The 19,406-nt window shown below is 63.1% G+C and carries 15 protein-coding genes; 10 read left to right on the plus strand and 5 right to left on the minus strand.

All coding sequences use genetic code 11. From position 1 onward, the window contains the following. Both CWE01_RS19350 and CWE01_RS19355 read right to left on the minus strand, forming a co-directional pair. Positions 1–1,977 carry a methyl-accepting chemotaxis protein gene (locus CWE01_RS19350; RefSeq protein WP_100942147.1) on the minus strand — a complete coding sequence of 659 codons (1,977 nt, stop codon included), beginning with the start codon at positions 1,975–1,977 and terminating at the stop codon, positions 1–3. Between the two features lie 180 nt (positions 1,978–2,157). After that, complete coding sequence (locus CWE01_RS19355) at positions 2,158–3,078, minus strand: LysR substrate-binding domain-containing protein (protein ID WP_100942148.1); 921 nt, start codon at positions 3,076–3,078, stop codon at positions 2,158–2,160. Between the two features lie 152 nt (positions 3,079–3,230). Between CWE01_RS19355 and CWE01_RS19360 the strand changes: the two genes are divergently transcribed. Continuing rightward, on the plus strand, positions 3,231–4,634 hold the full coding sequence (locus tag CWE01_RS19360; protein ID WP_100942149.1) for a NorM family multidrug efflux MATE transporter: 1,404 nt from the start codon (positions 3,231–3,233) through the stop codon (positions 4,632–4,634). Positions 4,635–4,658: 24 nt separating this feature from the next. Here the strand turns inward: CWE01_RS19360 and CWE01_RS19365 are convergent, their stop codons facing one another. Then, positions 4,659–6,329, minus strand: coding sequence for a bifunctional diguanylate cyclase/phosphodiesterase (locus tag CWE01_RS19365; protein WP_100942150.1), 1,671 nt, complete (start codon positions 6,327–6,329; stop codon positions 4,659–4,661). Positions 6,330–6,595: 266 nt separating this feature from the next. Here CWE01_RS19365 and rep point away from each other — a divergent pair, with 266 nt between their 5' ends. After that, positions 6,596–8,605, plus strand: coding sequence for a DNA helicase Rep (gene rep, locus CWE01_RS19370; RefSeq protein ID WP_100942151.1), 2,010 nt, complete (start codon positions 6,596–6,598; stop codon positions 8,603–8,605). A gap of 56 nt (positions 8,606–8,661) precedes the next feature. Beyond that, positions 8,662–9,231, plus strand: coding sequence for a xanthine phosphoribosyltransferase (locus tag CWE01_RS19375; RefSeq protein ID WP_100942152.1), 570 nt, complete (start codon positions 8,662–8,664; stop codon positions 9,229–9,231). Positions 9,232–9,245: 14 nt separating this feature from the next. On the opposite strand, the gene CWE01_RS19380 is transcribed toward CWE01_RS19375, so the two are convergent. After that, positions 9,246–9,914: a response regulator transcription factor gene (locus tag CWE01_RS19380; RefSeq protein WP_100942153.1), complete on the minus strand. Its 669-nt coding sequence runs from the start codon at positions 9,912–9,914 to the stop codon at positions 9,246–9,248. Between the two features lie 300 nt (positions 9,915–10,214). Between CWE01_RS19380 and CWE01_RS19385 the strand changes: the two genes are divergently transcribed. The 7 genes from CWE01_RS19385 (at position 10,215) to CWE01_RS19415 (ending at position 17,389) form a co-directional block, all read left to right on the plus strand. Beyond that, positions 10,215–10,778: a fimbrial protein gene (locus tag CWE01_RS19385; protein ID WP_100942154.1), complete on the plus strand. Its 564-nt coding sequence runs from the start codon at positions 10,215–10,217 to the stop codon at positions 10,776–10,778. A gap of 63 nt (positions 10,779–10,841) precedes the next feature. Continuing rightward, positions 10,842–11,612 carry a fimbria/pilus periplasmic chaperone gene (locus CWE01_RS19390; protein WP_100942155.1) on the plus strand — a complete coding sequence of 257 codons (771 nt, stop codon included), beginning with the start codon at positions 10,842–10,844 and terminating at the stop codon, positions 11,610–11,612. A 19-nt stretch (positions 11,613–11,631) separates the two neighbouring features. Then, positions 11,632–12,417, plus strand: a complete 786-nt coding sequence (locus CWE01_RS19395) for a fimbria/pilus periplasmic chaperone (RefSeq protein WP_100942156.1) — start codon at positions 11,632–11,634, stop codon at positions 12,415–12,417. A gap of 135 nt (positions 12,418–12,552) precedes the next feature. Then, positions 12,553–15,165, plus strand: coding sequence for a fimbria/pilus outer membrane usher protein (locus CWE01_RS19400; RefSeq protein ID WP_100942157.1), 2,613 nt, complete (start codon positions 12,553–12,555; stop codon positions 15,163–15,165). Positions 15,166–15,261: 96 nt separating this feature from the next. After that, positions 15,262–16,212 carry a fimbrial protein gene (locus tag CWE01_RS19405; RefSeq protein WP_256579385.1) on the plus strand — a complete coding sequence of 317 codons (951 nt, stop codon included), beginning with the start codon at positions 15,262–15,264 and terminating at the stop codon, positions 16,210–16,212. A 62-nt stretch (positions 16,213–16,274) separates the two neighbouring features. Beyond that, positions 16,275–16,808 (plus strand): fimbrial protein, encoded by a 534-nt coding sequence (locus CWE01_RS19410; RefSeq protein ID WP_100942158.1) that lies wholly within the window; start codon positions 16,275–16,277, stop codon positions 16,806–16,808. A gap of 59 nt (positions 16,809–16,867) precedes the next feature. Beyond that, complete coding sequence (locus CWE01_RS19415) at positions 16,868–17,389, plus strand: fimbrial protein (RefSeq protein ID WP_100942159.1); 522 nt, start codon at positions 16,868–16,870, stop codon at positions 17,387–17,389. Between the two features lie 30 nt (positions 17,390–17,419). Here CWE01_RS19415 and CWE01_RS19420 read toward each other — a convergent pair whose 3' ends face one another. Next, positions 17,420–19,342: an acetyl-CoA hydrolase/transferase C-terminal domain-containing protein gene (locus tag CWE01_RS19420; RefSeq protein ID WP_100942160.1), complete on the minus strand. Its 1,923-nt coding sequence runs from the start codon at positions 19,340–19,342 to the stop codon at positions 17,420–17,422. Positions 19,343–19,406: the final 64 nt, after the last annotated feature.

Genomic DNA, 19,406 nt, shown 5'->3' on the forward strand with positions numbered 1-19,406 from the left:
TCAGCGAAAGCGATCCACTTCCTGGCGCAGCTCCGCCGCCAGTGTCTCCAGCTCCCGGGCCGTGATCGCCAGGTTGGACACCACTTCACGTTGCTCGCTGTTGGCCAGGGCAATGCTCTGCAGGTTGCTGCTGAGCAACGTCGCGGTGCTGCTCTGCTCCTGGGTCGCGGTGGTGATGACCGCGAACTGCTGCCCCGCCGACCGGCTCTGCTCATCAATCTGCGCCAGGGCCGACGCCACATTGGCATTGCGCGACAGGCCTTCCTGCATCAGCCGATTGCCCTCTTCCATGGTGCTGATGGCATGGCCGGTCTGTTGCTGGATACTCTGGATCATGCCGGAAATCTGCTCGGTGGCTTCACGGGTACGCCCTGCCAGGCTGCGCACTTCATCCGCCACCACGGCAAAGCCGCGACCCTGCTCGCCGGCACGGGCCGCTTCGATGGCCGCGTTCAGGGCCAGCAGGTTGGTCTGGTCGGCAATCGAGGTGATCACGCCGACAATCCCGCCGATCTCCTCGGAACGTTGCCCCAACGCGTTGATCACTTGCGCCGTGCTGCCAAGGGAGCCGGCAATCTGTTCCAGGGACGTCGAAGCCTCCTCCATGGCAGTGCGGCCGATTCGCGTCTGCCGGGCATTTTCCTGGGCCAGCCGTTCGGTATTGCCCATGTTGTCGGCGATATTCAGCGAAGTGGCGCTGAACTCTTCCACCGCGCCGGCCATGCTGGTGATCTCGCCGGATTGCTGTTCCATCCCTTCATAGGCGCCGCCGGACAAGCCGGAGAGCACCTGGGCACGGCTGCTGACTTCGCCAGCCGCCTTGCGGATGTGCTCGACCATGGAGGACAGCGCCTGCCCCATCTGGTTGAAGCTGTCGGCCAACTGGCCGATCTCGTCATGGCTGGACACGTTCAGGCGTACGCTCAAATCCCCCGCCCCCAGGGCTTGCGCCTGGCGCACCAGGTCGTCCAAGGGCCGCAACTTGCTGCGCAGCAGCCAGATCGCCGCACCGACCGCCAACAGCATGGCCAGCAGACTGCCGATCACCAGTTGAATGCCGACGCTCCAGGTCACGGCGCGGATCTCGGACTTGGGCATGCTTGCCACCACGGTCCACGGCCCGCCGTCAAAGGTCACCGCGACACTGTAGAAGTCCTCGTTCTTGTCATTCCAGAAACGCCCACGACCCGGTTGCCGGGCCAGATCGAGAATCACCGGAGTCGCCTGTTCGAGATCCGTCACCCCGGCCGGCGGCACCAGCCAGTGTTTCTGCTCATCAAGCAAGGCCAGGGAACCGGCCGTGCCGATGCGAAAGCGCTTGAGGTTGTCGAACTGGGCATTTTGCGCATCGGTGTAGTCGAAACCGACGAACAGCACCGCGATCACCTTGCCGCCGGCATCCCGAACCGGTGTGTACTGGGTCATGTAGGAACGGTCGAACAACACCGCCCGCCCGACGTAACCCTGCCCCGCCAGCAAGCGCTGGTAGGCCGGGTGCTGGTGATCGAGCAAGGTGCCGATGGCACGGCTGCCGTCCTGCTTGGTCAGGGAAGTGCTGACTCGGACAAAATCTTCGCCGCTGCGCACAAACAGGGTCGCAACACCCGCGGACATCTGCTTGAACTCGTCCACCTCGGTGAAGTTGTTGTTCAGCAGCTCATTGCCCAGGTAGAGGCCCGGCGCTTGTACGCTGCCCACCTTGATCAACTCCTCGGGCCGCACGCTCAAGCCACTGCCGAAACGCTTTTCGAACAGTCCGCTCAGGCGCTGGGTACTTTCGCGCAAGGTGCTGTGGAAGGTGTTCAACTGGTCGGCGAGCAAACGCGCTTCGCTGGCCAGGTGCTCTTCGCGGGTGTCGAGGTTGGCGGTGTCCAGCGAACGCAGGGCAAACACGGTACTGCCACTGATTACCAACGCCAGGATAACGGCGAGTGCCAACCCCAGTTGCGAGGCTATACGGGCACGAGGTCGAGACATGATACGGCTCCTGGGCGGGCGGCGAATCCTGTGGGTACTTCAGGCCGCACGGAAACATTTCCAATGAACAAAATATGCGCGAACCGTTTTTTGACGCCGGTTCCATGTCGGTAGATTCGGCGGCGCCGGAGAATACTTGAGTTATTTGGATGGATATCAGTTTCCGCCAAAAACAGCGTATCAGCCCAGGCGCTCGACATCGGGCAAAACCATGGCCGCGACCTCGCCCTGGAGGAAATCGCTGAGCCGCCGCAGGCGCTCCCCGCCCGGTCGGGTTTTCGGCCAGACCAGGTAATATTTCTCACCGCTGTCGACGGCGGTCGGCCACGGCAGGCTCAGACGTCCCTGGGCCACATCCTCGGCCACCATCAGCAAGTCGCCCATGGACACGCCGTAACCCCGCGCGGCGGCAATCATCCCCAGTTCCAGGGTGTCGAACAGTTGCCCACCCTTGAGCGAGATCCGTTCGGACAGGCCCATGCGCTCCAGCCAACTGCGCCAGTCGCGCCGATCGGGCGTCGGGTGCAGCAGTTCGACGCTGGCCAGACGCTCGGCATCCCAAGGCTGCTCATTGAGCAGCGTAGGTGCTCCCACCGGAATCAACCACTCGGAAAACAGGTAGCTGGCCTCCCAATCGGGCGGGAAATGGCCGTTGCTGAGCAGCACCGCACAATCAAACGGCTCCTGGTTGAAATCCACACTGTCGACATCCATCCAGGCACTGGTGAGCTGCACCTCATTGCCTTGCTGCAAATGCCGGAAGCGGCTCAGCCGCGCCAGCAGCCAACGCATCGTCAGGGTCGAGGGAGCCTTCATGCGCAGGATGTCGTCTTCGGCGCGCAAGGTATTGCAGGCCCGTTCCAGGGCACCGAAACCGTCGCGGATACCCGGCAGCAGCAGGCGCGCCGATTCGGTCAGTTGCAGATTGCGCCCGTTGCGCTGGAACAGTCGGCAGGCAAAGTGCTCTTCGAGCGTACGAATATGTCGGCTGACCGCACTCTGGGTAATCGACAATTCCTCCGCCGCCCGGGTAAACGAGCTGTAGCGGGCCGCCGCTTCGAAAGCGCGCAAGGCATAGAGAGGAGGCAGACGACGGGACATGGGGAGCGCTCCGATAACGCAATGCGCCAACCCTAGCAGAAACCGCCTTGCATGAGTTTTTATCATGCGAGCAATCGGTTTTATCCCTTTGTGCAAATGCCCGGGAACCTTGAGAATCCACGGTTCTCACTGCCTTTCACCTGTCGAGCCTGATGATCATGAAGCATTCAGCACGCACCGAACTCTGGGCCATCCTGCGGCTGTCCGGGCCGCTGATCGCCTCGCAGTTGGCGCATATGCTGATGGTGCTGACCGACACGCTGATGATGGCTCGACTCAGCCCCGAGGCCCTGGCCGGCGGCGGCCTGGGCGCGGCGAGTTATTCGTTCGTGTCGATTTTCTGCATTGGCGTGATCGCGGCCGTCGGCACCCTGGTCTCCATTCGCCAGGGCGCCGGCGATATCGAAGGCGCGACCCGCCTGACCCAGGCCGGGTTGTGGCTGGCCTGGGCAATGGCCCTGGTGGCCGGCCTGCTGCTGTGGAACCTCAAGCCGGTGCTGCTGATGTTCGGCCAGACACCGACCAACGTGCACGCCGCCACACAGTTCCTCACCGTGCTGCCCTTCGCCCTGCCCGGCTACCTGAGCTTCATGGCCCTGCGCGGTTTCACCAGCGCCCTGGGCCGCGCCACCCCGGTGATGGTGATCAGCCTGTGCGGGACCGTGGCCAACTTCGCCCTCAACTATGCCCTGATCACCGGGATGTTCGGCCTGCCGAAGCTGGGCCTGGCGGGTATCGGCCTGGTCACGGCGGTTGTCGCCAGCTGCATGGCCCTGGCGCTGGCCTGGCATATCAAACGGCACCCGGCGTACCGCAACTACCCGCTGCTGCGGGGCCTGTCACGGCCCAACTGGCAGTATCTGCGCGAGCTCTGGCGCCTGGGCCTGCCGATTGGCGGCACCTATGCCGTGGAGGTCGGGCTGTTCGCCTTCGCCGCGCTGTGCATGGGCACCATGGGCAGCACGCAACTGGCGGCGCACCAGATCGCCCTGCAGATCGTCTCGGCGGCGTTCATGGTGCCGGCGGGGATTTCCTACGCCATCACCATGCGCATCGGCCTGCACTACGGCGCCGGGCAACTGCTGGACGCACGCCTGGCCGGTCGGGTCGGTATCGCCTTCGGCGCTGCAGCGATGCTGGCCTTTGCCGCGCTGTTCTGGCTGGCACCGAATCAGTTGGTCGGGTTGTTCCTGGATCGCAACGACCCGGCGTTCCAGCCAGTCATCGAGCTGGCCGTCCGGCTGTTGGCGGTGGCCGCCTGGTTCGAGCTGTTCGACGGCACCCAGACCATCGCCATGGGCGCGATCCGGGGACTGAAAGATGCCAAGACCACCTTCCTCGTCGGTCTCGCCTGCTACTGGCTGATCGGTGCTCCAGCGGCGTGGGTGCTGGCGTTCGACTTCAACGGCGGCCCGACCGGCGTCTGGTGGGGCCTGGCGCTGGGCCTGGCTTGCGCGGCAGTGAGCCTGACGCTGGCGTTTGAATGGCGGATGAAGCGGATGCTCGGACGTCATGGGGCGCAGAGCCCACGGCGCAGCGTCATGGATGCAGCCTGAACCGACAGGCTGCCTCCCGCGGTGTCACACCACTTCCTGTACCGCCGCCTGGGCGGCACCGAACGTCAGGAATTCCACCAACTCCGTCAGTGGCAGCGGCTTGCTGATCAGGTAACCCTGGGCCTGGTCGCAGCCGAACTCGCGCAGCAAGGCCAGTTGCCCCGGCGTTTCCACCCCTTCGGCGACCACTTCCAGATGAAGGTTGTGGGCCAGGTTGACCATGGCATGCACCAGCTTGCGGTTTTCCTCGCGCTGCTCCATGCCGCCGACAAAACTCATGTCCACCTTGAGCAAGGCAATCGGCAGGCTGTTGAGGTGCACGAAGGAGGAAAATCCGGTGCCGAAGTCGTCCAGGGAAAAACGCACCCCCAGCCGCCTCAGGGCATCCATGGTCTGCTTGACCAGGTCGCTGCGGCGCATCACCGCGGTTTCGGTGAGTTCGAATTCCAGCCACTGCGCCTCGACACCACGCTCGGTAATCAGCCGGCTCAAGGTTGGCAGCAACTGGCTGTCCTGGAACTGCCGGAACGACAGATTGACCGCCATGTGCAACGGCGCCAGGCCGCGCTCGCGCAGGGCCTGCATATCCCGCAGCGCGCGGGAAATCACCCAGTAGCCCAACGGCACGATCAGGCCGCTTTGCTCGGCCAGGGGCACGAACTCACTGGGCGGCAACAGCCCGCGTTCGCCATGGCGCCAGCGCACCAGGGCTTCAAGCCCGACGATCTGGCCGCTACGCAGGTCCAGGCGCGGCTGGTAATGCAGTTCCAGTTCATCGCGGCGCAAGGCCCGGCGCAATTCGCTTTCCAGGTCGGCGAGGCTGCGGGCGTTGCGATTGATGCGTTCATTGAAGATGTGAAAGGTGCAGCCCTGGGTGCTCTTGGCCTGCTGCATGGCGATATGCGCATGCCACATCAGCGGGTCGGCTCCGGCATTGGCGCGGGTATGGGCGATGCCCAGGCTGCAACCGATCAGCAGGCTCTCGCCATCGATCCAGTAAGGCTCGGCCATGACCTCGACAATCCGTTCGGCCACACACTCGGCGCGCTGGGGGGCGCGACGGGTATCGATCAGCAGGGCGAATTCGTCGCTGCCCAGGCGCGCCAACTGGTCACCGGCCTCGAGCTGGCTCTTGAGCCGCGCGACCACCTGCAGGATCAGCCGGTCGCCGGCCTGGTGCCCGAGGGCGTCGTTGGCATGGCGGAAATTGTCCAGGTCCAGGTGCCCGAGGGCCAGGCCGCGCCCTTCGTTCTCGGCCAGCCGCGCCGCCAGCAGGGTCTGGAAACCCTGGCGATTGGCGATCCCGGTCAGCGGGTCCTGCTCGGCCAGGCGCTGCAAGGTGTTTTCCAGCACGCCGCGTTCACGCACATGGCGCAGGCAGCGGCGCAGGGTCGACGCATCGAGGCCCTGGCGAACCAGCCAGTCGCTGACGCCCAACGGCGCGATCAGCGGTTCTTCGTCCAGCAACAGGATGGTCGGCAGATGGCAGCGCCCCGGCGCCGGCTGCAGGTTCGGCACCGTCAACAACAACGCCGTGCGGTCGGCCTCGAACAGGCGGCTGACCACCTCCCAGGACGGCGCATGGATCAGCACGGCCGAATCTCCCATAGGAGCCAGACACTCGCGCAACAAGGCCGCCCACTCCGGCTCATCGGCCAGTAGCAGCAAACGCAAGGGTTCCACAGGCGTAGACAAGCTGACTCCCTAGACTCTGCAAAAAACGTTGACGATCAACATTGCGACACGCTTCGGGGCGACTTCAAATACGAGTGATTATCAAGCGCTTCGTTGTGTAACACAAAGGTGAACAATAGCTGTAATTACGCCGCGCATCCTGCGTGAAAGTAACAAAACCGGCAAATTTAGATAGAGCGGCACGTCACAGTGTCGGAGAGACGCAGCAGAATCCTTCCAGCCTGTTAAAATGCCCGCCCTTTTCGCAACAGACTCCTGACTCCGTCATGTCCCGACTCAATCCCCGGCAGCAAGAAGCCGTGAACTACGTCGGCGGCCCTCTTTTGGTGCTCGCCGGTGCCGGCTCCGGCAAGACCAGCGTGATCACCCGCAAGATCGCCCACCTGATCCAGAACTGCGGCATCCGCGCCCAGTACATCGTCGCCATGACCTTCACCAACAAGGCCGCGCGGGAAATGAAGGAACGCGTCGGCACCCTGCTCAAGGGCGGCGAAGGCCGTGGCCTGACGGTGTCGACCTTCCACAACCTGGGGCTGAACATCATCCGCAAGGAGCATGCGCGGCTGGGCTACAAGCCGGGCTTCTCGATCTTCGACGAGGCCGACGTCAAGGCCCTGATGACCGACATCATGCAGAAGGAATACTCGGGCGACGACGGCGTCGACGAGATCAAGAACATGATCGGCTCCTGGAAAAACGACCTGATCCTGCCGCCCCAGGCCCTGGAGAATGCGCGCAACCCCAAGGAGCAGACCGCGGCCATCGTCTACACCCACTACCAGCGCACGCTCAAGGCGTTCAACGCGGTGGACTTCGACGACCTGATCCTGCTGCCGGTGAAGCTGTTCGAGGAACATGCCGACATCCTCGAAAAGTGGCAGAACAAGGTCCGCTACCTGCTGGTGGACGAATACCAGGACACCAACGCCAGCCAGTACCTGCTGGTGAAAATGCTCATCGGCACGCGCAACCAGTTCACCGTGGTCGGCGACGACGACCAGTCGATCTATGCCTGGCGCGGTGCGCGGCCGGAAAACCTGATGCTGCTCAAGGACGACTACCCGTCCCTGAAAGTGGTGATGCTGGAGCAGAACTACCGCTCCACCAGCCGTATCCTGCGCTGCGCCAACGTGCTGATCTCGAACAACCCGCACGAATTCGAAAAGCAGCTGTGGAGTGAAATGGGCCACGGCGATGAGATCCGCGTGATCCGTTGCCGCAACGAGGACGCCGAGGCCGAGCGCGTGGCCATGGAAATCCTCAGCCTGCACCTGCGCACCGACCGGCCCTACAGCGATTTCGCCATCCTCTACCGGGGCAACTACCAGGCCAAGCTGATCGAGCTGAAGCTGCAGCACCACCAGATTCCCTATCGGCTGTCGGGGGGCAACAGCTTCTTCGGACGCCAGGAAGTCAAGGACCTGATGGCCTACTTCCGCCTGATCGTGAACCCGGATGACGACAACGCCTTCCTGCGGGTGATCAACGTCCCACGCCGGGAAATCGGTTCGACCACCCTGGAAAAACTCGGCAACTACGCCACCGAACGCAAGATCTCGATGTACGCCGCCACCGACGAAATCGGCCTGGGCGAACACCTGGACAGTCGCTTCACCGACCGCCTGGCGCGCTTCAAGCGCTTTATGGACCGGGTGCGCGAGCAGTGCGCCGGCGAAGACCCGATTGCCGCCCTGCGCAGCATGGTCATGGACATCGACTACGAAAACTGGCTGCGCACCAACAGTTCCAGCGACAAGGCCGCGGACTACCGGATGGGCAACGTCTGGTTCCTGATCGAAGCGCTGAAGAACACCCTGGAAAAAGACGAAGACGGCGATATGACCGTCGAGGACGCCATCGGCAAGCTGGTGCTGCGGGACATGCTCGAGCGCCAGCAGGAAGAAGAGGACGGCGCCGAAGGCGTGCAGATGATGACCCTGCATGCGTCCAAGGGGCTGGAATTCCCCTACGTGTTCATCATGGGCATGGAGGAGGAAATTCTCCCACACCGCTCAAGCATCGAAGCCGACACCATCGAAGAAGAAAGGCGCCTGGCCTACGTCGGTATTACCCGCGCCCGTCAGACCCTGGCCTTCACCTTTGCCGCCAAGCGCAAGCAGTACGGCGAGGTCATCGACTGCGCGCCGAGCCGCTTTCTTGATGAGTTGCCACCGGACGACCTGGCCTGGGAAGGCAACGACGACACGCCGACCGAAGTGAAAGCCGTACGCGGCAATTCGGCATTGGCGGATATACGCGCGATGTTAAAGCGCTAGAATTGCACATTTTTTAATCTATCTTCAGCGCACAAGGCGCTATTCGAGGACGTTCCGTGGAAGCACTGCATAAGAAAATTCGCGAAGAAGGCATCGTGCTTTCCGATCAGGTCCTGAAGGTCGACGCCTTCCTGAACCACCAGATCGACCCGCAGTTGATGAAACTGATCGGTGACGAATTCGCCGCGCTGTTCGCCGATTCGGGTATTACCAAGATCGTCACCATTGAGGCCTCGGGGATTGCCCCGGCGATCATGACCGGGCTGAACCTCGGCGTGCCGGTGATTTTCGCCCGCAAGCACCAGTCCCTGACCCTGACGGAAAACCTGCTGTCGGCGACGGTGTACTCCTTCACCAAGCAGGTGGAAAACACCGTGGCGATTTCCCCACGCCACCTGACCAGCAGCGATCGCGTGCTGATCATCGATGACTTCCTGGCCAACGGCAAAGCCTCCCAGGCGCTGATCTCGATCATCAAGCAGGCCGGCGCGACCGTGGCCGGCCTGGGCATCGTCATCGAGAAATCCTTCCAGGGCGGCCGTGCCGAGCTGGATGCCCAGGGTTATCGCGTGGAATCGCTGGCCCGGGTCAAGTCCCTGGCCGGTGGGGTCGTCAGCTTTATCTGAGCAGGGCCCGGAAATCAGAGGCCTATCGCACTCGAGTCCCGCAGCGAGCCGGATAACTTGAACAGCTCGCTGTCGGTCTTGATCCCCAGCTTGCGATAGGCCGACTGCTTCTGCGTGCTGATGGTATTGGCGCTGCGCGAGAACTTGGCGGCAATCCCGTTCACCGACATGCCATCCAGGAAGCAGCGCAACACTTCCCGCTCCCGCGGCGAAAGAATCTCATCGTGCGTGCAGCCGCACGTGCGCTCGGCGGCGACCGACACCTTGCACAGCGCCGCCTCCGACACCCCCACCTCCCGGGCCATGGCCGGGTGCAGGTAGATCTTGCCGCGAGCCACGGTACGGATCGCGGCCGCCAGTTCGTCCAGCCGCTGGGACTTGCCGAAGAACCCCCAGCTTCCCGCCTGCAGCGCCAGCGACACGGTCGCCGGCGTGTATTGCGCCGACAGCACCAGGGTCCGGCACTCGGGATAACGCACCCGCAGCGCGCGGATCAGGTTGACACCGTCGATCTCCAGCGGACCGAGCATGAAATCGACGACGAGGATATCGGGGCGCCGCTTGGCCAGCGCGGCGAACAGTTCCCCACTCGTGGAAAAGGAACCGATGATCTCGAGATCGGACTCCTTGGATAACCACAAGGCCGTGCCAACCCTTATCACCTCATGGTCGTCCAGCAGCATGACGGTGCGGGGACCAGGGAATACGTAACTCATTGGATCAAACCTCCTGAACGATGAAAGCCAGGCCGGCAACGGGAGGGGCCCGGCTAAGACCTACAGAACTTTCAGACTTATAGCAGCCAGGACCGGGAGCACAAACGACAAACCATTCGAGAAATCTCGAAACTGCCAGGGTTCGAGTTATCTCGATAGTCCGCAAGTCCGGCTTGCACGAGAGTGGTAACCCTCATCCGACAGGCTATAGCCTTCCCTGCGAGCCCGTCGGAAGAGACATCAACTGAAACCATTCAAGGTAATCCGATGAAAATCTCTCAAGTCTCTGCCGCCGTCTCCCTTGCCCTCGCCGCCCTTATCGCCCTGCCGGCTTCCGCGGCCAACGATGGCATCATCAACTTCAACGGCCTGGTGACCGACGTGACCTGCACCATTGAAGGCGAAGTGCCAGGCGGCGGCACCGTGGTCAAGAACGTCGACCTGGGTGGTGTGTCCGCCTCGCGTCTGACCAACACTGGCGATCGCGCCAACCTCACCGGTTTCACGATTCGCGTCGGCGCGCCAGGCGAAACGGCCTGCACCAACGGACGTACCGCAATGGTCGCGTTCGACCCGACCAGCCCGGCGATCGACGTCGCTACCGGGCGCCTGAACATCGACGACGGTGCGGATGCCGCCCTCAATGTCCAGGTCGAGGTGACCCAGCGCGACGGCACGCCGATCCACGTCTACACCGAAAAATCCGAGGGTGTGGTCATCGCCGACAACCAGGCGCTCATTCCCCTGGCTGCCCAGTACTACGCCACCGGTGCCGCAGGCGAAGGCGAGGTCGCGACCCGCGTCGGCTTCATGGTCGAGTACGCCGACTAAGCCTCATCCAACGGGCCCGCGCCCTGTCGCGCGGGTCCAGCCTTCAATACGAGAGCTTCGCCAATGAACAACCTGGCTCGTTCGGGCATGGTCATCTGTGCCCTTCTGACGGCATCGCTGCACGCTACGTCTTCGTTTGCCGCCGTGATCATCCACGGCACGCGCGTGATCTATCCCGCCGAACAACAGGAAGTCGTGGTCCGACTGGAGAACAAGGGCGAACGCCCCGCCCTGGTTCAACTCTGGCTCGATGACGGCGACAAACTTGCAACACCTGCAACCGCGCAGGCGCCCTTCACCGCGCTACCGCCGATCCTGCGTATCGAACCGAAAAAGCAGCAGGCTCCACGCCTGCGTTATACCGGCGAGCCATTGCCCACGGACCGCGAAAGCCTGTTCTGGCTGAATGTCCTGGAAGTACAGCCGACTGCCGCCGATGCCAAGGACAGAAGCCTGCTGGAGCTGTCGTTTCGCTCCCGCCTGCGGGTGTTCTTCCGCCCCGAGGGATTGCCCTATTCGAAGGCCGCCGCGGCACCGAAGCTGAGCTGGAAGCTGGTGCGCCACGAAGGTGGTCACGCTCTGGAAGTCGTCAACCCGACGCCTTATCACGTCTCTCTGGGCTCGGTCGAACTGGTGGGCAAAAGCGGCAACGAACGTTATCCGAAAGCCCCGAACAAGGAGGCCAACGACAGCCTGTTGCTCCCGGCCGGTGATATCAAGCGCTTCGCCCTGCCCGCCCTGCGGACTCCGCCCCCGGGTGCACTGAAGGTCGAGTTCACCGCCATCAGCGATTTCGGCGCGCGGGTCAGCCATACCGCCGACATCCCCTCTTGAACCGGACCGACGATTGCCCATGAACACCCTCAGATCCCAGCACACCGCCCGCTCCACCCGCCACGCCGCCGGGCTCGTCCTGGCGACCCTGACGTTGATCGCCAGCTTCACCGTGCAGGCCAGCGTCATTATCACCGGCACCCGCGTGGTGTATCCGGCGAACCAGAAGGAAATGAGCATCCGGTTCGAGAACAAGAACCAGAAACCCGCGCTGGTGCAGGTCTGGTTGGACGGCGGCGACGAGGAGGTGACACCGGAACAGGCCAGGGTCCCGTTTATCGCCACACCGCCGATCTTCCGGATGGAGCCGGACAAGCAGCAGGTCGTGCGCCTGGCCTATACCGGCGAGCCGCTGCCCAAGGATCGCGAGAGCCTGTTCTGGCTGAACATGCTGGAAGTCCCGCCCAAGACCCCAAATTCGGAGCAGGGCAACCAGTTGCAACTGGCGTTCAAGACCCGCATCAAGGTGTTCTTCCGACCACAGGGCCTGCCGTACGAGGCGGCACAAGCCACCGAAAAGTTGCGCTGGAAGCTGGTGAAAACCGAACAGGGATTGGCCCTGGAGGTACATAACCCGACGCCCTATCACCTGAACTTCGACTCGGTGGATCTGCTGGCGGCCGGCCAACGCCATGCCAAGCCGGTCGGCGAGACGGCCGCCGAGAACATGGTCAATCCCCAGGCCAGCAACCGTTTCCCCCTGCCCAGCCTGAAGTCGGCGCCGAGTGCCGGCGCCCAGGTCGAGTTCCAGGTCATCGACGACTACGGTGCCCGGCACACGCACAAGGTCCAGGTCACGCCATGACGGGCTGAACGAAGACCCGGCGTCACTGAACGCCCACCCGTAACGACACCTCCGGCCCCGTCGCGATCCTGAACGCGCGACGGCAGGGAGCGGCTTGCCCGAATCCGGCAATACACAAGGTTTGGAACGTTAGCGATGAGATCGAAGACACAACCCGTAGCCGGCGGATCGCACCCTGTGCGCAGCCGCCTGGCCCACATCATTCACAGCCTTCTGCTGCTGGGCGCCGGCAGCGCCCTGGCCGCCGACGAGGTCGAGCAGGTGGAATTCAACCCGGCCTTCTTTCCGGGAGGTGGCGGGCAGATCGACATCTCGCGTTTCAACGAAGGCAATGTGGTCCTGCCGGGACAGTATCGCGCCGATATCACCGTAAACGGCGGTTGGATCGGCCGCGACGAACTGACCTTCGCCAGCGTCGAGGGTCAGAAAAACGCCCAGCTTTGCCTGGACCGCACCCTGCTGATCAGGCTCGGGGTCGACCTCGACGGGGTGGCAAAAAAGGCCGCCGAAGCCGGCGAAAACGTTCCGCCGCCATTGCCGAGCACGCCGACCTGCGGCGATATCAGTACCTATCTACCTGGCGCCAGCGCCCGCTTCGATGCCGGCGAAAGCCGGCTGGACCTGCAAGTCCCGCAGATCTATCTGTCACGCAAGGCACGTGGTTATGTCAGTCCGGAACACTGGGACACGGGCGTGAACGCGGCGTTCATCCGCTACGACGCCAACGCGTTCAGGAACAGCAACCAGGGCCGTTCATCGTTCTCCAACTCCCTGAGGCTGAACACCGGTCTCAACCTGGACGGTTGGCACCTGCGACACAACGGCGCCTACAGCGGCAGCAATACCGGCAGCAGCTACCAGAGCAGCGCCACCTATGTGCAACGGGAACTGCCCGGGCTGCAATCGCAACTCATGGCCGGCGAGATCTACACCACCGGCGAGTTGTTCGACAGCATTCGCCTGCGCGGCGCCACCCTGGCCACCGACGATCGCATGCTGCCCGACTCGCAGACCGGCTATGCGCCCATCGTCCGTGGCGTGGCCGAGAGCAATGCCCGGGTCAGCATACGCCAGCGCGGCATACTGCTCGACGAAGTCAGTGTGCCGCCGGGCCCCTTCGTGCTCGACGACCTGTTCCCCACCGGCTACGGCGGCGACCTGGAGGTCACCGTCACCGAGGCCGACGGGCGCCAGCGGCAATTCATCGTACCTTTCGCCTCCGATGTGAAGCTGCTCCGGCCGGGCTATGGCCGCTATTCCCTGAGCGTGGGCGAGATGGCCGAGCTCGGCATCAACAGCAATCCCTGGCTGAGCCAGGGCACCTTCCAGTACGGTCTCAACAACCTGCTCACCGGCTATACCGGGGCCTTGGCCTCGGAAGGCTACAACTCGCAAATCCTCGGCGCGGCCCTCAATACCCCCTTGGGTGCGATTTCGCTGGATGCGACCACCTCCCATGCCGAGCTGCCAGGCAATGGAAACCGCCGGGGCCAGAGCCTGCAGGCCCGCTACAACAAGAACTTCGCCGACACCGGGACCAACTTCGCCCTCGGCGCCTTCCGTTACTCCACCGACGGTTTCCTCACCGCGCGGGATACCGCGCAACTGCGTGAACTGGCCCGTGACGGAGGCAACCTGGAGAATATCAGCCGGGTCCGCGAACGCCTGGATATCAGCATCAACCAGAGCCTGGAACAGGGTTCGCTGTTCCTCACCGGCTCGTCGCAGAACTACTGGAACCGCAAGGGCGGCAGCCTGAGCTTCAGCGCCGGCTACAGCAGCAACTGGCAACGCATGAACTACACCGTCAGTGCCCAGCGTACCCGCGACCTGCTGACCGAGCGCAGCAGCAACCAGATCGACCTCACCGTCAGCCTGCCGCTGGGCTACTCGAACCGCGCACCCAACCTGTCGAGCACGCTGACTCATGGCGACCAGCAAAACAGCCTCCGGACCGGCCTCAGCGGCACCTGGGGCGAACGCAACGAGATCAACTACGGAGCTTCGGCCAGTCACGCCGACAATGGCGTCGGCAACAGTTTCAACGCCGACCTGCAATACCGCAGCCGCTATGCCCAGACCTCTACCAGCTACAGCCAGGGCAACGGCTACCACTCGCAATCCCTGGGCCTGTCCGGCGGCCTGGTGGCCCATGCCGACGGCCTGACCCTGACCCCGGAACTGGGCGACACCATCGGCCTGGTCAATGCGCCCGGGGCCAAGGGCGCCTGGGTCGGCAGCAACAACGCGCAGGTGGACGACAACGGCTACGCCGTGGTGCCGCACCTCACGCCGTACCGCCAGAACGTGGTCGAGCTGGACCCCAAGGACATGTCCCATGACGTGGAGCTCAAGTCCGCCTCGCACAACGTCGCGCCCCGGGCCGGTTCCGTGGTGGTGATGAAGTACGAGACCAGCAGCGGACGGGCCTTGATCATCAATGCCCTGCGCGAGGATGGCAGCCCGTTGCCCTTCGGTGCCGATGTGTTCGATGAAAGCGGCGCCGGCACGGGCGTGGTCGGGCAAAGCAGCAAGGCGTTTGTCCGGGTAGCACGGGATAGCGGCCAACTGACGGTCAAGTGGGGCTCGGCCAGCACGGACACCTGCCAGATTGTCTACGACCTGGGCACCCTGCCCGAATCCGAAGGCTTGCGGCAGATGGAAGGCGTGTGCCGGCCCAGCGCTCCGGTAGCCGCCGAGGAAGAGTCGGGCGAGGCAAACAATCAAACAAAGGACGCGACCTATTGAACGCCGCTGTCGAACTTTCACTGCCTGACGCTATCAAGCTGCCGAACTTCACAGTGAGTTGTAACCGATCATAGAACAGAGGTTGATTGACCTGATATGAAACCTTTAACCGCTAAAATGCTTTCCGTACTTTTTCTCGTTCTATTGTCGGAGGCCGCAATGGCGGCCTGCACGAGAACTTATACTCAACTCAACATTCCGATGGGTACAGTGACAGTCGAAGATAATGTCGCCATTGGCGCCCCGCTGACTCCGGGCTGGACCAATCTATTGCCCAGAGCCCAGTGGTATTGCACGCCAAACAGTCATTACGCTCCCTATGTTCAGGGGGCTGCCGGTGAGCTTTCTCGCTATGTGGAGGGTGGCCAAACCCATAGCGTATATCCCACTGGCGTGAATGGAGTCGGCATTGTCATTTCCGCGGAGCCCGCCAGGCGTAGGGGCGTGCAGCAAGGTGTCGAGAAAGCCTTAATTGCCAGCTTCTCCACCGAGGCTTATCACGCTTATACGCTCACCTATAAACTTATCAAGACGGGCGCTATCTCTTCCGGTGGAAGTGTTAACCGGCATGTGGCGGACACCTGGATGATTTCAAGAGGCAGTGAACAGTTCTCGATATACATCACTGGTACTATCAACCCCCGTATCCCCACCTGCGACCTCGCCGCTGGCGACGTCAGCCGCACGATCCAGCTGGACCCCGTTCGGCTCTCGAACTTCACCGGCACCTGGATCGGCAAGAAAACCTTCGACATCTCCGCCGATTGCAGCAATGCCTCAAACGTGACCTTCAGATTCACCGGCACTCCAGCCAGCGGAAACTCGGCGCTCTTTGCCAGCACGGGCGACGCCCGCAGTGTGGGTCTGTGGCTGTACTCACGCATCGGCGGCGTCGAATCAACCCTCAGCCATAACGGCACCCGTACCGTGGCGGTGTCAGGCACCCGAGCGGTGCTGCCACTGGGGGCGGCCTATCACAAGACTACCGGCACCCTGACCAAAGGCACGCTGGCAAGTACCGTCACCGTCAACATCACTTACAACTGAGCCAGCAGACCGCTCGTCGAGTGCAATGCGTCAATCACTCTTATCTGACAAGGATACCTGCAATGAAAGCACCTCTTTTCGTATTGCCCCTACTGGCTGCAGCCATGATCACCAACACTACCCAGGCTGCCACGACCGGCAGCCTGCGGTTCACAGGGAATATCGAGGGTGGTACATGCCGTCTGGACGCAGGCGATGTCAGCCGCACGATCGAGTTGCCCCTGGTCAAGGTCAGCGACTTCGATAACTCCACTTGGGCCGGGCTCAAGACATTCAACCTGACCGCCGACTGCGATGCGGATATCAGGAATGTCACCTTCACCTTTGACGGCACACCGGACACGTGGTTGCCGGCACACTTCGCCAATATCGGCGGTACCGCCCGCGGCGTCGCTACCGCGATTGAATCGCGCATCGGGGGAACCGCCTCCAACATCCCAGCCAACGGCAACCCTGCCGCTCGCGGGAGAACCATTCCCACAAGCGCCGGCAAGGCGGTACTGCCCATGGGCGCGTATTACAAAAAGACCGTCATCGGCAGCGTCGGCAAAGGCACGACGATCACCACGGCCTCCGTGACCATTACCTACAACTGACGCCCCAAGCCCTAACAGGCCGCCACCTCCCGTCGGCCCGCCAGAACGGACAACACCCGATGAAAACCTACCTGATCCCCCTGGCGCTGGCGCTCGCGGCCATCGCCCAAGCTTCGGCCACAGAGACCCTGAACCCGGGCAATCTACGCTTCGAAGGCACTATCGAGGGCGGCACCTGCAACCTGATTGCCGATGACATCGAGCGCGCCATCTCCCTGCCACCGGTCAAGATCGATGACTTCACGGGCGTCGACTCGGCAGGTCACAGGCCCTTCGAACTGAGCGCCCGCTGCGACTCGGACATCAGCAGTGTCACCTTCACGTTCCAAGGCACACCGGCCCCCTCGGATGGCGCCCGCTTCGCCAATACCGGTGACGCCAACGGCCTTACGCTGTGGCTGTACTCACGCCTGGGGGGCGTGCAACAGACCATCCGCGCCGACGGCAACGACAATGCCCGCACCTTGACGCCGACCGGCGGCCAGGCAGTGCTGCCGCTGGGGGCGGCCTACTGGAAGTCCGGTACGGTCAGCGAAGGCGAGCTGGAAAGCCTGGCGACGGTGGACGTCACCTACAACTGAGGCGTACGCCCTGCGCCAGCCCCCCGTCCGCTAGCCGGCAGTGGCCTGCAGCCCCGCCAGCAGCAGACGCTGGTACAACTCGTCACGCAGGCCTTGCGGCTGCGCCAGCCCCATGCGCTCCAGATGCACCGGGAACGCCGACGGTTCGGGCGCGTCGAGCGTCGCCTTGCCCAACTCAAGCGCCTCAGTGAGCTTGAGTTTGCTCTTGAGCCAGTTCAACGCCCGCAACAGATCCCGCTCTTCGGGCTGGAAATCACAACCCAGCGGATACTCCGGGAACAGATGCGGGTGACGCGTGCGAATCGCCTCCAAACGTTGCGGGCTGTTATCGGCAAAACGTGGATCGAGACGGAAACTCCCCGGCAACTTTCCGACTTTTTGCGCCTGCTCGATCAGTTCCGACTGGAAGCGCGAATCGGCGATATTCAGCAACGCTTCGATGACCTGGGCGTCGGTCTTCCCGCGCAGATCGGCAATGCCGTACTCGGTCACCACGATATCCCGCAGATGCCGGGGGATGGTGCAATGCCCATACTCCCAGACGATGTTCGAATTGACCTCACCGCCCGATTCGCGCCAGCTGCGCAGGATCAGGATCGACCGCGCGCCCTCCAGCGCATGCCCCTGGGCCACAAAGTTGTACTGCCCGCCGACACCGCTGAGCACCCGGCCGTCTTCCAGCTGGTCGGCAACGCCGGCGCCGAGCAACGTCATGGTGAAGGCACTGTTGATAAAACGTGCGTCGAGACGCTGCAAGCGCTTGAGTGCTTCCTGGCCGTACAACTCGTTGATGTAGCTGATGGCGGTCATGTTGAACTCGCCCAGCTTGTCCCGGGACAGCTCGTGCAGGCGCTGATAAAAACTGCGCGGCCCGAGAAAGAAGCCGCCATGCACCGCAATGCCACCCGTCTGCCGGGTGCTGTCGAGGGTCCCGGCGTTGGCCTGGCGTTGCTGCTCAAGGTCGGCGTAGACCTTGCGCCGCACGATACCCGCGTCCGCCAGCACCAGCAGGCCGTTGACGAACATCTCGCTGCAACCGTAAAGCCCCTCGGCAAACGCCTCGACACCGCCCTCCTTGTCGAGCAGCGCTTTCCAGGGCAACAGGTCGATATCCGCCAACAAGGCCTGGTAACCCTCGTTGTCCGCCTGCCGGGCCAGCAAGGCGCCGGTCAAGGCGTCGCCCATGGAGCCGATGCCGATCTGCAGGGTGCCGCCATCGCGCACCAGGGTGCTGGCGTGCAGGCCGATAAAATGATCCTGGGTGTCCACCGGCATGTTCGGAGTGGAGAACAGGGTGCTGCGCTCCGGCTCGTCGATCAGCAGGTCGAAGGCCTCACGGCTGAGCTCGGAATCCCCCGGCATGTACGGCAGGTCGCTGTGAACCTGCGCCAGCACCAGGATGGTCTCCCCGGCGGCGCGGCGGCGGGCGATCATCGGCAGCAGGTCGAGGGTGATGTCCGGGTTGCAGCTCAGGCTCAGACGCCCGGGATGCTCCGGGGACTCGGCCACCAGTTGCGCGATCAGGTTCAGGCCGGCGGCGTTGATGTCGCGGGCGGCATGGCTGTAGTTGCTGCTGACGTAATCCTGTTGGGCCTGAGTACTGTGCAACAGGCTGCCGGGCTGCATGAAGAACTGCTGGACGTGGATATTCGGCGGCAGGCTGTCCCGGCGCAGGTCGGCGAGGAAATCCAGTTCGGGGTAGTCACCGAATATCCGTTCGACAAAGGGTTCGAGGAAACGCCGCTGCAAGCCGTCACCGAGGGACGGGCGGCCGAGGCTCAAGGCCGTGTAGATCGTCAGCCGACGCTCCGGCAATTGCCGGATGCGCTGGTAGAGCGCGTTGATAAACCGGTTGGGTTTGCCCAGGCCCAAGGGGCTGGCCATGTGGATATGCGCCGGCAGCCGTGCCAGCACCTCATCGACTGCACATTCGATAGAACAGGATTGCACCATCGGATCCTCCTCGCCTTTCCGTGAATTGAGGTTCGACCGAGCTTGCCGGGAATTTGCTGCAAAT

The organism is Pseudomonas sp. QS1027 (assembly GCF_002814235.1).
Lineage (GTDB): Bacteria > Pseudomonadota > Gammaproteobacteria > Pseudomonadales > Pseudomonadaceae > Aquipseudomonas.

Excerpts from the sequence above, each read along its gene's own strand:
- CWE01_RS19385 (WP_100942154.1), top strand. The coding sequence starts at position 10,215 with ATGAAAATCTCTCAAGTCTCTGCCGCCGTCTCCCTTGCCCTCGCCGCC.
- CWE01_RS19420 (WP_100942160.1), bottom strand. The coding sequence starts at position 19,342 with ATGGTGCAATCCTGTTCTATCGAATGTGCAGTCGATGAGGTGCTGGCA.
- CWE01_RS19400 (WP_100942157.1), top strand. The coding sequence starts at position 12,553 with ATGAGATCGAAGACACAACCCGTAGCCGGCGGATCGCACCCTGTGCGC.
- CWE01_RS19360 (WP_100942149.1), top strand. The coding sequence starts at position 3,231 with ATGATCATGAAGCATTCAGCACGCACCGAACTCTGGGCCATCCTGCGG.
- CWE01_RS19350 (WP_100942147.1), bottom strand. The coding sequence starts at position 1,977 with ATGTCTCGACCTCGTGCCCGTATAGCCTCGCAACTGGGGTTGGCACTC.
- CWE01_RS19355 (WP_100942148.1), bottom strand. The coding sequence starts at position 3,078 with ATGTCCCGTCGTCTGCCTCCTCTCTATGCCTTGCGCGCTTTCGAAGCG.
- CWE01_RS19380 (WP_100942153.1), bottom strand. The coding sequence starts at position 9,914 with ATGCTGCTGGACGACCATGAGGTGATAAGGGTTGGCACGGCCTTGTGG.
- CWE01_RS19410 (WP_100942158.1), top strand. The coding sequence starts at position 16,275 with ATGAAAGCACCTCTTTTCGTATTGCCCCTACTGGCTGCAGCCATGATC.
- rep (WP_100942151.1), top strand. The coding sequence starts at position 6,596 with ATGTCCCGACTCAATCCCCGGCAGCAAGAAGCCGTGAACTACGTCGGC.
- CWE01_RS19405 (WP_256579385.1), top strand. The coding sequence starts at position 15,262 with ATGAAACCTTTAACCGCTAAAATGCTTTCCGTACTTTTTCTCGTTCTA.
- CWE01_RS19390 (WP_100942155.1), top strand. The coding sequence starts at position 10,842 with ATGAACAACCTGGCTCGTTCGGGCATGGTCATCTGTGCCCTTCTGACG.
- CWE01_RS19415 (WP_100942159.1), top strand. The coding sequence starts at position 16,868 with ATGAAAACCTACCTGATCCCCCTGGCGCTGGCGCTCGCGGCCATCGCC.
- CWE01_RS19395 (WP_100942156.1), top strand. The coding sequence starts at position 11,632 with ATGAACACCCTCAGATCCCAGCACACCGCCCGCTCCACCCGCCACGCC.